This window comes from Falsirhodobacter sp. alg1 (genome assembly GCF_000739715.2).
Lineage (GTDB): Bacteria > Pseudomonadota > Alphaproteobacteria > Rhodobacterales > Rhodobacteraceae > Falsirhodobacter.
This window is the reverse complement of the sequence record NZ_BBJC02000006.1, coordinates 72,470-86,479: the sequence shown is the minus strand read 5'-3', so window position 1 is coordinate 86,479 and position 14,010 is coordinate 72,470. Positions and strand designations below refer to the sequence as shown.

At 63.1% G+C, this 14,010-nt stretch carries 11 protein-coding genes and 1 pseudogene; 7 read left to right on the top strand and 5 right to left on the bottom strand.

All coding sequences use genetic code 11. The annotated features are described in order from the left end of the window. Positions 1-21 precede the first annotated feature (21 nt). From TR36_RS12210 to TR36_RS12180, 7 genes and pseudogenes are all read left to right on the top strand, one after another. Positions 22-1,158: an ABC transporter ATP-binding protein gene (locus TR36_RS12210; RefSeq protein WP_045393017.1), complete on the top strand. Its 1,137-nt coding sequence runs from the start codon at positions 22-24 to the stop codon at positions 1,156-1,158. Positions 1,159-1,251: 93 nt separating this feature from the next. Further along, positions 1,252-3,156, top strand: a complete 1,905-nt coding sequence (locus tag TR36_RS12205; protein ID WP_045393020.1) for a beta-N-acetylhexosaminidase — start codon at positions 1,252-1,254, stop codon at positions 3,154-3,156. 22 nt (positions 3,157-3,178) lie between these two features. Continuing rightward, positions 3,179-4,614 (top strand): annotated as a pseudogene (locus tag TR36_RS12200) (M81 family metallopeptidase). Positions 4,615-4,674: 60 nt separating this feature from the next. Beyond that, complete coding sequence (locus TR36_RS12195; RefSeq protein WP_045393023.1) at positions 4,675-5,769, top strand: SIS domain-containing protein; 1,095 nt, start codon at positions 4,675-4,677, stop codon at positions 5,767-5,769. Continuing rightward, on the top strand, positions 5,766-6,707 hold the full coding sequence (locus TR36_RS12190) for an ROK family protein (protein WP_045393224.1): 942 nt from the start codon (positions 5,766-5,768) through the stop codon (positions 6,705-6,707). The genes TR36_RS12195 and TR36_RS12190 overlap by 4 nt, the downstream gene beginning before the upstream one ends. Then, positions 6,707-7,966, top strand: a complete 1,260-nt coding sequence (locus TR36_RS12185; RefSeq protein ID WP_062763358.1) for a class II D-tagatose-bisphosphate aldolase non-catalytic subunit — start codon at positions 6,707-6,709, stop codon at positions 7,964-7,966. Before TR36_RS12190 ends, TR36_RS12185 begins: the two co-directional genes overlap by 1 nt. Further along, positions 7,966-9,072 (top strand): N-acetylglucosamine-6-phosphate deacetylase, encoded by a 1,107-nt coding sequence (locus TR36_RS12180; RefSeq protein WP_045393029.1) that lies wholly within the window; start codon positions 7,966-7,968, stop codon positions 9,070-9,072. Before TR36_RS12185 ends, TR36_RS12180 begins: the two co-directional genes overlap by 1 nt. Positions 9,073-9,082: 10 nt before the next feature. Here the strand turns inward: TR36_RS12180 and TR36_RS12175 are convergent, their stop codons facing one another. The 5 genes from TR36_RS12175 to TR36_RS12155 form a co-directional block, all read right to left on the bottom strand. Continuing rightward, positions 9,083-9,934, bottom strand: coding sequence for a hypothetical protein (locus TR36_RS12175; protein WP_045393032.1), 852 nt, complete (start codon positions 9,932-9,934; stop codon positions 9,083-9,085). Positions 9,935-10,040: 106 nt separating this feature from the next. After that, positions 10,041-10,784, bottom strand: a complete 744-nt coding sequence (nagB, locus tag TR36_RS12170) for a glucosamine-6-phosphate deaminase (RefSeq protein WP_045393035.1) — start codon at positions 10,782-10,784, stop codon at positions 10,041-10,043. Between the two features lie 226 nt (positions 10,785-11,010). Then, positions 11,011-11,355, bottom strand: a complete 345-nt coding sequence (locus TR36_RS12165; protein WP_045393038.1) for an EthD domain-containing protein — start codon at positions 11,353-11,355, stop codon at positions 11,011-11,013. A 27-nt stretch (positions 11,356-11,382) separates the two neighbouring features. Then, positions 11,383-12,198 carry a VOC family protein gene (locus tag TR36_RS12160; RefSeq protein ID WP_202814427.1) on the bottom strand — a complete coding sequence of 272 codons (816 nt, stop codon included), beginning with the start codon at positions 12,196-12,198 and terminating at the stop codon, positions 11,383-11,385. Between the two features lie 169 nt (positions 12,199-12,367). Then, the gene (locus TR36_RS12155; RefSeq protein ID WP_062763356.1) at positions 12,368-13,999 is read right to left on the bottom strand and encodes a GMC family oxidoreductase; all 1,632 of its coding nucleotides are present in this window, start codon (positions 13,997-13,999) and stop codon (positions 12,368-12,370) included. Positions 14,000-14,010 lie beyond the last annotated feature (11 nt).

Here is a 14,010-nt window from a genome sequence, read left to right as displayed (position 1 = left end):
ACCGATGACGAAGGAACACCCATGGGCCAGCTGAACATGCGTGCGGTGCACAAGACCTACGGTACGATGGAGGTCATCAAGGGGATCGACCTTGATATCGCCCATGGGGAATTCGTGGTCTTCGTCGGGCCTTCGGGTTGCGGCAAATCCACCCTGCTGCGGATGATCGCCGGGCTGGAGGAGATTACGTCCGGAGAGGTGCAGATCGACGGCAAACGCGTAAACGATCTGCCGCCGGTAAAGCGTGGCATTTCCATGGTTTTCCAGAGCTATGCGCTTTATCCGCATATGTCGGTCTATGAGAATATCGCCTTTCCCCTGCGGGTGGAAAAGATGAAGAAGGCCGAACTGGACGCCCGCGTCCGCCGCGCCTCTGCCATTCTGAAGCTGGATGAACGTCTGGGCCACAAACCGGGGCAACTGTCCGGCGGGCAAAGGCAGCGGGTGGCGATCGGCCGCGCGATCGTGCGTGAACCGTCGGTGTTCCTGTTCGATGAACCGCTGTCGAACCTGGATGCGGCGTTGCGTGCGGATATGCGGGTGGAACTGTCAAAGCTGCATTCCGAACTGGATGCCACGATGATCTATGTCACCCATGATCAGGTCGAGGCGATGACCATGGCGGACCGTATCGTGGTGCTGGACGGGGGCCTGATCTCGCAGGTGGGCAGCCCGCTGGAACTGTACCACAAGCCCGCCAACCTGTTCGTGGCCGGTTTCATCGGCAATCCCAAGATGAACTTCCTGCCCGTTGTCTGCGAAAGCAGCGGTCTGGACGGGGTGACCGTGCGGCTGGAGGATGGCGGCAAGCTGCGCCTGTCGGTGGCCGGTCGTCCGGGAATGGAGGGGCAGAAGCTGACCTTGGGCATCCGTCCCGAGCATCTGACAACCGGCGGTGGCGATCTGCAACTGACGTTGCTGCCCCGCGTGATCGAACGGTTGGGGATGCAGACGGTGGCCTACGCCTCCTATGGCAAGGATGAAACCCCCTTTACCGCCGTGCTGGCCGGTTCGGCACCTGCCGCAGTGAACCAGCCGCTGCATCTGGGGATCGCCGGATCGGATTGCCATCTGTTCGACCGCGACGGCGTCGCCTTCGAACGGGATGTTGCGCTGACCGATCTGGACCCGACGCAGTTGCTGCAGGCCGCGTCCTGATCCGGGAATAGCGTTCCGACCACGGCATCCATGGTTCGCCCCTGCTTCTTTGGTGCAGGGGCGGGTGCCTTCCGTATTTGCAAAGGACAGTCCATGCCCGATTACCGACTGGATACATACGTCAACAAGGTCACCGCGCTGGAGGACTGTCGCTTTGACATGACGCTGCACAACCTTTCGGACGGGCCGCTGGCGGGGGCGGTGATCGGGCTGACCTCCATCACGCGGATGGCCGATGATGCGCAAGTCCATGGGGCGGATTTCAGGCGCCGTTTCGCGAATTACCACGAATTCGGCATGCCCGACGGTCTGGTCGTTCCGCCGGGGGGCACGTGGACATTCGGCTTCACCGGCATCACGGGGCGCCAACCGGCGCAGCGCAATGACGGCCCGAAATCTGCCGTGCTGATTGCCGGTGGCGTAAACCACCCCGTCAGCGTGGGCGATCTGGTCCGCCTGCCGGTGGATCAGTCGCAGGGGCCGCTGCGGTCCGTTCCGGTGGAGATGCTGGAGATGCCGCTGTTCCAGATCCCGTGGCCGGCTGGCGTCGATATCGACGCGTGGCGCGAAGGGATGCACGTCTCGCTGGGGGATGGCGGTATCGAGGACCGGCGCGCCCTGATGGCAGTGGCCGATCTGCACAGCCGCCTGCATTCCGATGCAGCAGCCCCCCTGACCCTTGGCAATGACGGGATCGCCCTGCACATGCGGCAGGCCACACTGGGGGCCGAGGCATTCACCCTGTCGTTCACCGGGGGCGGTATCACACTGGAATATGGCGATGCGGCAGGCCGCCACTACGGACTCGTCTCTGTCGCGCAGATGGTGCATGCCGCGCTTGCCGAACCGGACCGTTTTCGCATTCCGTCAAAGGGCCGCATCACGGATGCCCCCCGCTTTGGCTGGCGCGGATCGCATCTGGACGTTTCGCGCCACTTCTGGTCCGCGGCGCAGGTCTGCCGGTTCATCGATACGATGGCCTGGGCCAAGATGAACCGTTTCCAATGGCATCTGACCGATGACGAAGGCTGGCGGTTCGAGGTGGACGCCTTTCCCGAACTGGTGGAAATCGGGTCCAGGCGGGGTCCGGACTGCCGGTTGCCGGGGCAATATGCCCACGCCCACCGGCAATACGATGGCCATTATACCAAGGACCAGATCCGGCACGTTGTTGGTCATGCGGCGTCACTGTTCATCGATACCATTCCCGAAATCGATATTCCGGGCCATTGTACCGCGGTTCTGGCCGCCCTTCCGCATCTGGTCGATCCTGATGAACCTGCCGACAGCTACCGTTCGGTACAGGGCTATCCGAACAACGCCCTGAACCCGGCCCTGCCGCAGACGTGGGATTTTCTGGAAAAGGTTCTGGCCGAGGTGGCCGAACTGTTTCCCGCAAAATGGGTGCATGTCGGCGCGGACGAGGTAGCGGACGGCTCCTGGCTCACCTCTCCGCGCATTCAGGTTCTGGCGCAATCCGAAGGGTTGCAGGGCACGGCCGCGATCCAGTCATGGTTCCTGCGGCGGGTGCAGAAAATCCTGCGGGGCCACGGCAAGGATCTCGCAGGCTGGGATGAGGTCAGCCATGGCGCGGGGGTTGATACCATGGGCACATTGCTGGTGGCATGGCAGCGGCCCGAACTGGTACCGGCCCTGACTGCGCAGGGGTACCGCGTTGTGGCCAGTCCGGGGCAGGCCTATTACCTCGACATGACACAGGCCGATGGTTGGAACGAACCCGGCACCAATTGGGCCGGTACCGTCACCCCCGAGGCCTGCTATGCCTATGATCCCGAGGGGGATCTGGATGAGGGCAGCCGTGGCGCGCTGGCGGGTGTGCAGGCCTGTATCTGGTGTGAACACATCCATACCCCCGAAATCTTCAATCACATGGTCTATCCACGTTTGCACGCCGTGGCCGAGGCGGGCTGGACACCGCAATCCCGCCGCGATTGGGGGCGGTTCGCAACGCTGTCCGCCCTGATGCCCAAACTGTAACATCTGCCCCGAGGAGCCCGCCATGATCCGCATTGCCGTCGGTGGCATCCATACCGAATGTTCCACAATGAACCCGCGGGTTCAGGGACGGGATGATTTTATCGTGGCCGAAGGGGCGGAAGTAACGGCATCCTTCGATAAAAGCCTCTGCAACGGGATAGAATTCCTGCCCCTGATCCACGCCCGCTCGTTGCCGGGCGGGCCGGTGGCATCCGGTGTCTATGCCGGGTTCAAGGCCGATTTTCTGGCGCGACTTGTGGCCGCGATGCCTGTGCAGGGGGTGCTTCTGCTGATGCACGGCGCGATGCACGTCCAAGGGCTGGAGGATGCCGAGGGGGACTGGATCACGTCCGTGCGGGATCTGGTGGGGCCGGATATCCCGATCGCCGTCAGCTATGATCTGCACGGCAATGTCACCCAACGGATCGTCGATGCGATCGACATCTTTGCGGCCTATCGCACCGCCCCGCATGAGGATGTGGCGGGGACGCATGATCGTGCCCTGCGGATGCTGAAGACCTGTCTGCAGACGGGCACGCGCCCCCTTGTCGGCTGGACGCCGGTGCCGGTGCTGCTGTCGGGGGAGTGCACCTCCACCCGCGTGGCGCCCGCATCGCATATCTACGCGCAACTGGCCCCGGAGGATGGCGCGGAGGGTGTTCTGGATACCAACATGATGGTGGGCTACGTCTGGGCCGACACCCCGCGTGCCACGGCGGCGGCGGTTGTCACCGGTACCGATGCGGGTGCGATGCAGGCGGCATCGAACCGGATCGCCAACGCATGGTGGAATGCGCGCAGGGATTTCAGCTTCGATGTCACCTCGGATGACCTCGGGACATGCTTGCGGTTGGCCCGCCAATCCCCCGCACATCCGGTGGTGCTGGCAGACAGCGGTGACAACCCGACCGGGGGCGGCGTGGGGGACCGCGCCGATGTGCTGGAGGCGCTGATCGCGCAGGGGATGGCCGGCGCCGTTGTGGCGGGAATCGCGGATCCCGCAGCCACGCTTGCCGCCTGTGCGGCGGGGAGGGGGCGGATGTCATGCTGCATCTGGGCAACGCCTTCGGTTCGGATGGGGCGGAGGTGCGGGTAAAGGCGCGGGTTCTGCAAATCCTTCTGCCAACCGCCAGTACCGCCCATGAGGCGCTGGTGGAGGTGGCCGGCAACCGCGTGATCCTGACCGAGCGCCGCCGCCCGTTCCACAATCTTGCCGATTTCCACCGTTTCGGCATCGAGCCTGCGACCGAGACGATGCTGGTTGTGAAATCCGGCTATCTTTCACCCGAACTGGCGGTGGTTGCGAAAACCCCGCTCATGGCGCTGACAGAGGGGGCCGTGAACCAGGCGCTCCCCTCCTTGCCCAACCATCATCGCCCTGTTCCAAGCTGGCCGTTCCAGCGCGATTTCGATTGGGTACCGCAGTTCCACCTCTCGGGCCGCGCCGCGATAAGGTGAAAGATTGACTAACTTTATAGGTTAGCATAACTAACAAATAAGACGTAGAAGGAAGAAGTGATGAGCTATTCGGCAGATTGCGCCACCTGGCGCGAAATCCAGATGCAACCTGCCGTCTGGCGTGAATGGGCAGACCAGCTTCAGACGCGGTCGCGACAGATCCAGGACTGGATTGCAGCAAGGGGCATCCGTGAGGTGTGGTTCTGCGGTGCCGGCAGCTCGGCCTATATCGGGGATGTAATCTGCGCCCGTCCGCATCCGCATCTGACCTTGCGCGGTGTGGCCACGACCGACATCGTTGCCTGCCCGCAGGATTATTTCCCGATCCCGGATGATGTGCTGGTTGTCCAGTTCGGCCGGTCCGGCAACAGTTCGGAAACGGTCGGGCTGCTGGACCTGCTGGATCGCTCTGCGCCGCATGTGGCCCGCCTGCACATCACCTGCAATTCGGAGAGCGCCCTTGCCACCCGGCAAAGCGCCGGATCGGGGGAAACGCAGGTTCTGCTGCTGCCGGATGACACGCATGATGCGGGCTTTGCCATGACCGCCAGCTTTACCACCATGCTGCTGAGCGCGCTGGCCGTGCTTGATCATGGGGTGGATCTGCCATCGCGTCTGGAATTGCTGGCAGATAGGGCCGAAGGAATACTGGCCGGGCTGACGGCCAATGGCATGATCCAGCGGCCCGAACGGGCGATCTTCCTTGGCTCCGGCCCGCTGAAGGGCATTGCCCGTGAATCCGCGCTGAAGGTGCTGGAGCTGACGTCGGGGCAGACCCTGACGCAGTGGGACAGCACGCTGGGGTATCGGCATGGCCCCAAGGCGGCGGCGGCCCCTGCGGCGCGGTTTGCCGTGATGGTGCATCCTGACGCTCATACCGCGCGGTATGATCTGGATGTGGCGCGCGAAATCGCGCAGCAATACCCCGAGGCAGAGGTTGTGACCTTTGGCGCAAGGGGGTGTGATGTGACGGTTGAAGGTTGTGGGGATGCCGCGTGGGACGGCGTGCTGTTCGTGCTGGTGGCGCATGTCTGGTCGGTGATGTGGTCCGATGCCCTAGGGCTGCAGATCGATAACCCGTTTGCGGGGCATGGCACCCTGTCGCGCGTGGTCAGCGGGGTCACGCTCTATCCATGGGATGCGGCGCAGGCATGACGGTTTCCGCCACAAGTGGGGCCATCGATCTGGGGGGCACCAAGATCGAGGCCCGTCTGTTCGATGCAGGCCTGAACAGCCTGCAGACCCGACGGATCGATACGCCGACCACCAGCTATGCGGCCATGATGGAGGCGCTTTGCGCCCAGATCGATTGGCTGCTGGAACAGTCGGGTCAGGCGGATCTGCCTGTCGGGATCTGTGTGCCGGGGGTCATCGATCCCGAAAGCGGCATCGCCTTTGCCGCGAATGTGCCGATCACGGGGGAAAACCCGGGGCAGACACTGGCGCATCGATACGGGCGCGAATTTCCGCTGGAAAACGATTGCATGGCGCTGGCCCTGTCCGAGGCGAATGGCGGCGCCGGTGAGGGGTATTCCTCGGTTGTGGGGTTGATCATGGGCACGGGCGTCGGGGCAGGTTTTGCCCTGTCCGGCAGCATCCCGATGCGCCACGGGGGTATCGCCGTGGAAATCGGGCATATCGGCATGCCCGCCGACATTCTGGCACGGCATGGACTGCCGGTATCCCCCTGTGGTTGTGGCCGCAAGGGATGCATGGAGCGATATGTGGCCGGTTCGGGCCTTGGCCGCCTGTCGGAATGGCTGACGGGCACCGCGGTGGCCGGGCCAGAGGTCGTCTCCCGCGCCGCGGCGGGGGATGCCCGCATGGCCATGGTGCTGGATGTCTGGACCGAGCTGGCGGTGGAATGCCTGCTGACCCTGCAACTGACGTTGGCCCCGCAGTGCATCGTCATCGGGGGCGGTGTTTCACGAATGCCCGGATTGGTCGAACGGTTGCAGGCCGCGCTGGCCGTTACCGATTTCGGGGCGCTGCGGCTGCCGCAGCTGCGGATCGCCGAACATGGCGACAGTTCCGGCGCGCGCGGCATGGCGCTATTGGCCGTGGCCCGCAGGAAAATGCAAAAGGATATCTGATGCTTGATTTCGCAAAGGGCGTTGCACGGACGCGCGCAGGAACCGGCGAGGCCTGGGTTTCGGTCTGTTCGGCCCACCCCGATGTTCTGGAGGCCAGCCTGCGTCTGGCGCGTGACCGCAATGCGGGTCTGATCATCGAGGCGACCTCCAATCAGGTGAACCAGTTCGGCGGCTATACCGGCATGACACCTGCCGATTTCATTGCGGATGTCCGGCGGATTGCGGATCGGGTGGGCTGTGATCCTGCCCTGATCGCCTTTGGCGGTGACCATCTTGGCCCGCAGGCGTGGCGGAACGAACCGGCCGAAAGCGCCATGGCCAAGGCCGAGGACATGATCCGCGCCTATGTCCGCGCAGGGTTCACCAAGATCCATCTGGATTGTTCGGAGGGATGCGCCGGAGAGCCGGGGCAGGTCGGTGATGATCTGGCCGCTGACCGTGCGGCGCAGCTTGCGGCAGTTGCCGAAGCCGAAGGGGACGGTACCATCTCCTATGTCATCGGAACCGAGGTTCCGCCCCCCGGAGGTGCGCGTAATGACGAGGAGGGGATCATCCCCACCAGTCCCGCCGCTGCCGCCACAACGCTGGATATTACCCGCAGGGCGTTCGAGGCGCGCGGGTTGCACGCGGCCTGGTCGCGTGTGCGCTGGCTTGTCGTGCAGCCGGGGGTGGAATTCGCGCCTGCCCATGTCCATGCGTTCGATCCGGGCCAGCCCGATGTCCTGTCGCAGGCCCTGCAGGGCGTAGACGGCATCGCGTTCGAGGCGCATTCGACCGATTATCAGCAGCCCGAAGTTTTCGGGGCCTTGGCGTTGCGCAATTTTGCGGTGCTGAAGGTTGGCCCCGCGCTGACGTTTGCCGTCCGAGAGGCGCTATACGCCCTGTCGCATATCGATGGCTGGATGACGGGCGCGCCGCATCTGGCCGATCTGATGGAAAACCTGATGACGACCGCGCCGGGCTATTGGCAGGGCCATTATCACGGCACCCCGGCCGAGCAGCGTCTGTTGCGGCATTTCGGATATGCCGACCGCATCCGCTACTACTGGACCCGCCCCGAGGCGAAAGAGGCCGTGGCGGCCCTATGCGCGCGGATCGATGGCACCCTGGCGGTGGAAACGCTGATGGCGCAATATATCCGCCCCGCAGCGCAGGGGCGTGTATCCGCACTGATGGCCACGGGCCTGCCGCTTTCAAAGGCGGTCATTGCGGCCTATATCGAGGCGGCCCTGCTGCCCTATCTGGAGCTGAGGACGTGATGGTAATCTATCCCGACGCAATCTGGCTTGGGGGGCGGTTGTGCCCCGATATGGCTGTCGAACATGACGGTGCCACCATCACCCGCATCCGCCCCTGCACCGCATCCGAGCGGCCTGCCAGCGGAAACCCCGCCGTGCTGATCCCGGCCTGTACGGACCTGCAGGTCAACGGCTCGGGTGGGGTGATGCTGAACAGCGCCCCTACGGTTGAGGGGATTGCCGCAATTGTTGCCGCGCAGCGTGCGGTCGGGACGGGCCGTGTGATGCCGACATTGATCACCACCGATCTGGAAACGATGCGTCAGGCCACGCAGGCAGCGCTTCGGGCATGGTCCGGCCCTTCGCGGGTAGAGGGGTTTGCAGGCCTGCATCTGGAAGGGCCGTACCTGAACCCCCGGCGCAAGGGCACGCATGATCCGGCCTACATGCGACCGTTCGATGCGGAATTGCCCGATATGCTGGCACCTTTGCGGGCCGCCGGCATGCCGGTCAAGGTGACACTGGCCCCCGAGATGACCGGGCCGGACCCCATCCGGCAACTTGCCGCGATGGGCGTCATCGTATCTGCCGGCCATACGGCTGCCACCGCGGATGAGGCAAAGGATGCGATTGCTGCGGGCCTGTCCTGCTTTACCCACCTTTATAACGCGATGCCGCAGATGCAGTCCCGCGATCCGGGGGTCATTGCGGCGGCGATCAATTCGGATTGCCATGCGGGCATCATCGCCGATGGATATCACGTCTATTGGGACATGATCGCGATTGCCTGCAATGCCCGCCCGGACCCGCGCCGCATGTTTGCCGTATCGGACGCCATGGCCACGATCAACGGCCCCGATCATTTCACGCTTTATGGTGAACGCATCGACGTGCGCGACGGCATGCTGGTCAATGCCTCCGGCTCTTTGGCGGGGGCGCATATCACCCTTCTGGAATGCCTGCGCAATCTGGTCGTGCATGTGGGCCTGCCCGCTGCACGGGCAATCGACATGTGCACCGACATTCCGAACGGGGTCATCGGACTGGAACCCTTGGCGCTGATGCCGGGAACACCGCTGGATCTGTGCGTGGCGCTGGATGACCAATGGGTGCGCAGGGCAATATGATCTGCGGGCGTCAGATCAATTGCAGATTGGCGCCCGCATCCCGCAGTTCCTGAACGATTTGCGCATCGGCCGACAGATCCGTCACGATCAGGCTGACGGCCGAGATATCGCAAATGCGGTGCAACGAGGGTTTGGTGAATTTCGTGCCATCCGCCAGCACGATGATGCGCCGTGCGGCGTTCATCATGATGCGGGTGTTCTCGGCCTCATCCTCCATGAACGTGGTGATCCCGCGCTCGATGGAAATGCTGTCGGCCCCCATGATGAAGGTATCGAACTGCATGCCGCGCAGCGCCTCGCGGACCATCCAGCCGGTCATGCACATGGAGGCGCCGCGCACGGTGCCGCCCGTCACGATGACATTGTGTTTCTCATGCAGCAGGGCCGCCTGGGCAACGGTGATCCCGCTGGTCATCACCGTCAGCGGGGGCAATGCGCCCAGTTCCCGCGCAAAGCTCTCGGCGGTTGATCCGTTGTCCAGCAGGATGGCATTGTCATCCCGAACCAGCTCTATCGCGGCCTTGGCGATGGCGGTCTTGCGGCTCGTGTTCATCTTGCGGCGATCGGAGGCGCGCGGCTCGATGGCTGTGGGGGCCTCGTCGCCATTCTGTGCCATCAGGGACAGGGCCAGATCGATGCGGAATTCCGACAGGCCGGAACGCCCGTATTTCTTGCAGAACCGGATCAATGTCGGCTCGGACGTTTCAAGAACCGCGCAGAGATCCTTGCTGGTCCGCCGGATGAAATCCTGCGGCTGTTCAAGGGCATAGGTCGCGATCGCTTTCATCTTGGGTGAAAGCGCAGGTAAACTGGCGCGAACGATGTAGAATATGTTATTCGAGGCCCGCGCGTCGTCTGCCATAACCTGTACCTCCGGTTTCGGTTTACTTAAGCGAATGACAGTTGCTGTTCAACGTGTTCTCTGCGCAGGGGGCTGACAGCATGTCGTAGCGTTACCCCTGCTATATTCATGCCCCGACCTTGGGTGACAGCAGGGCCGCTGCCGCCGCATCCAGCACGATGGTGGTATCGGGATGGGTTTGCAGCGCGCTGGCCGGACAGGCAGTGGTAACGGGGCCCTCGATCATGGCTGCGGCCGCCGCCGCCTTGTCGTTGCCCGTCGCCAGCAGCACGATCCGGCGGGCGTCGCATATCGTGCCGATGCCCATGGTGATGGCCGACCGGGGCTGCGTTTCTCCGGCGCCAAAGAAGCGGCTGTTCGCCTCGATGGTAGAGGCGGCAAGGGATGTGACCCTGCTGCGGGATTCCAGCGGGCTGCCCGGTTCGTTGAACCCGATATGCCCGTTCTGCCCCAGCCCCAAAAGCTGCAGATCGATCGGGGCACGTTGCGCGATCAGCGCCTCATAGGCCTTGGCCGCAGCATCGGGGTCGGAATGGTCGCCCTGCGGCAGGTGGTTTGCGGCGGCCGGAAAATCGACATGCCGGAAAAAACGGTCTGCCATGTAATGATGATAGGATTGCGGGTGATCCGGACCCAACCCGACGTATTCATCCAGATTGAAGCTGGACGCCTGACGAAACGTGACAGCACCGGATTCATATGCCGCGATCAACCCGCGATACACGCCCTCCATCGTTCCGCCGGTCGCAAGCCCCAACACCGCATCAGGCTGCCGCGCGATCCGGTCGGTCAATAGGTCAACGGTTGCAGCGACGGCCTGATGCTTGTTCGGCAGGATCTTTACGCGCATTCTCGCTCCGCGGGGCTATATGTGTGCTTTGTGTACGGTATATTGCATAAAGTAACAAATAACGATAGTAAAACACACAAATAATCATCCCCGGGTGCGACAGGCGAAATTGCCGCCGGATTGGCGGCAAACGGGATGGTTAATTCTGCGCGGGGTGGCCTGCAGCCTTGGCAGTCCTGAATGCCGATGGGGCGGGTGCGGGCCCGCACTGCCATCGGCACCCGGATCAGGCGATGATTTCCACCTGATCCCCAAGCAGGATCAGTGTGTTCTCATGATCGAGAAAGGTCTCCTCGTCGGGAAACACATCCTTGCGGTAGGTGTCCGAGGTCAGAACGGCCTGCATCCCCTCGGGGCTGTCAAACCAGATTTCGGCGGTGCCATCAAAGTCGGCAAGGGTGATCGTGCCTTCGGGCGGTGTCACCGGATGGGTCTGGGTATAGCGCAGAACATGGGTCTCCGCCTCGGGAATAGAGCGGAAAAGGGGGCCGTGCCGATGGATATGATGGGCGACGAACTCCTCCCGGCTTAGCCCCGGCAGGCGTTTGAGGAACATTGTCATCTTGAGCATGGATCTCTCCTGTTAAATGGCAGGCTGTCAGGGATGGGGGGTCCATCGGGGCAACGGCGGGTTTGCGGTATTGCCCGAGGGATAGGTCAGAAGTTCGATCAGCAGGCCCCATGGTGTCGTGCCGTAGATGCCTGCATTGCCCTTGCCATCCTCCACGCCCGACAGCGGGTGCGGCCCCTCCATCAGCGTGCCCCCGGCGCGGGCAAAGCGGGCGGATGCGGTGTCGATATCGTCCACATATATTCCGATATGCGTCAGCCCCTGATCCTGCAGGCGCAGGGGCGCGCGGCTTTGGCCGTCGGTAATGCAGAACATCTCGATACACGGGCCGTTGCCGAGGCGCATCAGCCGCATATGGGTGATCTTGGTGCCGCTGGTCAGGCCCAACTGCGCCTCGGGATCCTTGCCTGCCATGGGCGGTGCATCCGGGGGCTGCACGTCATACAGGGTGACGGCACCGAAGGCATCGGCAAAGAACCGGGTGGCGGATTCCATATCCGGTACGGTCAGGCCGATGTGATCAGTGCCGCGGATATCGGGACGGGCGGCATCCTCCCTGGCGAAATACGAAAGCTCGGTTACCTCGGATTTGCCGTTTTCCACGGTCTGCGCAAGGGCCGCATTGAACGCCTTGGTATGGGGCTGCGCCAGATGCGTGTCAAAGGCGGCATCGTCACGATATTCCTCGATCATCACGACGGCCCCGTTTTCGTCCTGCGTCGCCTCGAACCGCAGATTTCCCGCCTCGGTGCGCACATCGCGCGCAAGGTCATGGACAAGGGATTTCAGGCGCGCTTCCTGCCCCTTCAGCGGGACGGCGCGGGCGGTCATCAAGCGTGTCATGGGTGATCCTCCTTCGATTGAGGTGGTGCGCTGTGTCAGCTTATGTTCCAACCATGCGAAGCCCGGAATGTTCCAAAAAATATAATAATTACAATGATATGAAGGATACGCATACGCGGGTGGCCGCCGGGTGGCCTCGACGATCCGTCCCGTGCCGATGACAGGGCAATCAGCCTGTCCGCAGATCCTCACGGATCGCATGGGCCGCCCGCAGCGACAGGGCCGCCATGGTCAGCGTGGCATTTACCGTACCTGCCGCGGCCATCGCGCCACCTGTCGCCAGAAAAAGGTTCTGGTGATCGTGGCTGCGGCACCAGCTGTCGACGACGCTGTCATCAGGGTCATGCCCCATGATCGTGCCGCCGCAGATGTGGTTGTTGGGGGTAAAGTGGTCCGACATCTCGATCTCGGTCGCGCCAAAGGCTTCGGCAATCCTGTGCAGATGCTGCCGGGAGGTGACAGCCGCGCGGCGTACGTAATCCCCCACATCGTAATGGACATCGGGCATCGGCAGGCCAAGGCTATCCCTGCGGTCCTTTGACAACGTCAGGCGGTTCTCCGGATCGGCCAGCGTTTCGTGGTTCACATAGATGTCCACCCCGCAGGCGGCACGGCGGCGGATTTCCTCGTCAAGCGCGCGGCCCACCTTGCCGGTGGCCAGTGCCTTCATTCCCGCCTTGGAGGTCTGCGCGGTATTGTTGTATCCGATCTGGATGGCAGAATGCTCGCCGCGCCAATCTCCGTCGCGAAAGTTGGTGATCGACGACATCTGGACCGATCCCTGACCTGCCCAGACCGGTTCGGCCGCCACAAAGGACATTGAGATGCCGGGGTGGTCCATCATGTTGCGGCCCACCTGATCTGAGGAATTGGCGATGCCGTTCGGGTTCCGGTCGTTTGCCGCCAGCAGCAGCAGCTTTGGCGTCTCGATCCCGTTCGCGGCAATCACGAACCGCCTGGCGGTGATCCGGGTGCTGTTCTTGTCAGGATCATAGAAATGAAAGGCGGTGATGTTGTTCTGCGCGTCGGTATCGATGCGGTAGACGACAGAATTGGGGATGACCTTCGCGCCAAGCGCCTCGGCCTTTTCGACGGACTGGATGCCGTTGTACATCGCCCCGATCGGGCAGATGGGCATGCAGTTGTTGTTGCCGCAGCATTGCGGGCGTCCGTCATAGGGCCGGGAATTGCGGCCCTGCGGTACGGGGGTGTTGTCATAGCCCAAGGGGGCCACAACCTCGGTAAAGCGCCGGTCTCCGTAGCCATAGGGCATAGACGTCATGGGCCATGGCTGCGCGCGCGGGGCCGAAGGGGTAATCGTCTGCCCGTTGGGGCCCATGATCCCCATCTCTACCTCGGCCTGATAGTAATAGGGTTCGATGTCGTCATACCCGAGCGCGAAATCGCGGCCCACGCCATAGCGGCGCCGAAGTTCGAAATCGGATGGCAGATAGCGCCACGACGATGCCGCCCAGTGCCAAGTCGTGCCGCCCACGCCCTTGATGATGCCCTGCTTGTAGGCTGCAGCATCCGGGCCGGTGGTTTTGAGGTATCCGTTATCGGGAAAGAAGTTGGTATGCGGTGCCCATGGCACACTCGGGTAGGGGGTGGCGTAATCGAACCCCGCCTTATTGGCGGGCGGCATGTACCGCCAGTTCTGCACGATCTGGTCACGGTCATAGCGCGGGCCGGCGTCCAGCACGATGACAGAAAGGCCCGCGCGGGTCAGATCCAGCGCAAGAAGGCCGCCGCAGATACCGGCCCCTGCAATTACGACGTCGGCGCTGAGGGTGTCAGACATGGGGTTTCCTT

Bases quoted from the DNA above. Each gene is read 5' to 3' on its own strand.
- TR36_RS12210 (WP_045393017.1), top strand. From the start codon at position 22: ATGGGCCAGCTGAACATGCGTGCGGTGCACAAGACCTACGGTACGATG.
- TR36_RS12205 (WP_045393020.1), top strand. From the start codon at position 1,252: ATGCCCGATTACCGACTGGATACATACGTCAACAAGGTCACCGCGCTG.
- TR36_RS12195 (WP_045393023.1), top strand. From the start codon at position 4,675: ATGAGCTATTCGGCAGATTGCGCCACCTGGCGCGAAATCCAGATGCAA.
- TR36_RS12190 (WP_045393224.1), top strand. From the start codon at position 5,766: ATGACGGTTTCCGCCACAAGTGGGGCCATCGATCTGGGGGGCACCAAG.
- TR36_RS12185 (WP_062763358.1), top strand. From the start codon at position 6,707: ATGCTTGATTTCGCAAAGGGCGTTGCACGGACGCGCGCAGGAACCGGC.
- TR36_RS12180 (WP_045393029.1), top strand. From the start codon at position 7,966: ATGGTAATCTATCCCGACGCAATCTGGCTTGGGGGGCGGTTGTGCCCC.
- TR36_RS12175 (WP_045393032.1), bottom strand. From the start codon at position 9,934: ATGGCAGACGACGCGCGGGCCTCGAATAACATATTCTACATCGTTCGC.
- nagB (WP_045393035.1), bottom strand. From the start codon at position 10,784: ATGCGCGTAAAGATCCTGCCGAACAAGCATCAGGCCGTCGCTGCAACC.
- TR36_RS12165 (WP_045393038.1), bottom strand. From the start codon at position 11,355: ATGCTCAAGATGACAATGTTCCTCAAACGCCTGCCGGGGCTAAGCCGG.
- TR36_RS12160 (WP_202814427.1), bottom strand. From the start codon at position 12,198: ATGACACGCTTGATGACCGCCCGCGCCGTCCCGCTGAAGGGGCAGGAA.
- TR36_RS12155 (WP_062763356.1), bottom strand. From the start codon at position 13,999: ATGTCTGACACCCTCAGCGCCGACGTCGTAATTGCAGGGGCCGGTATC.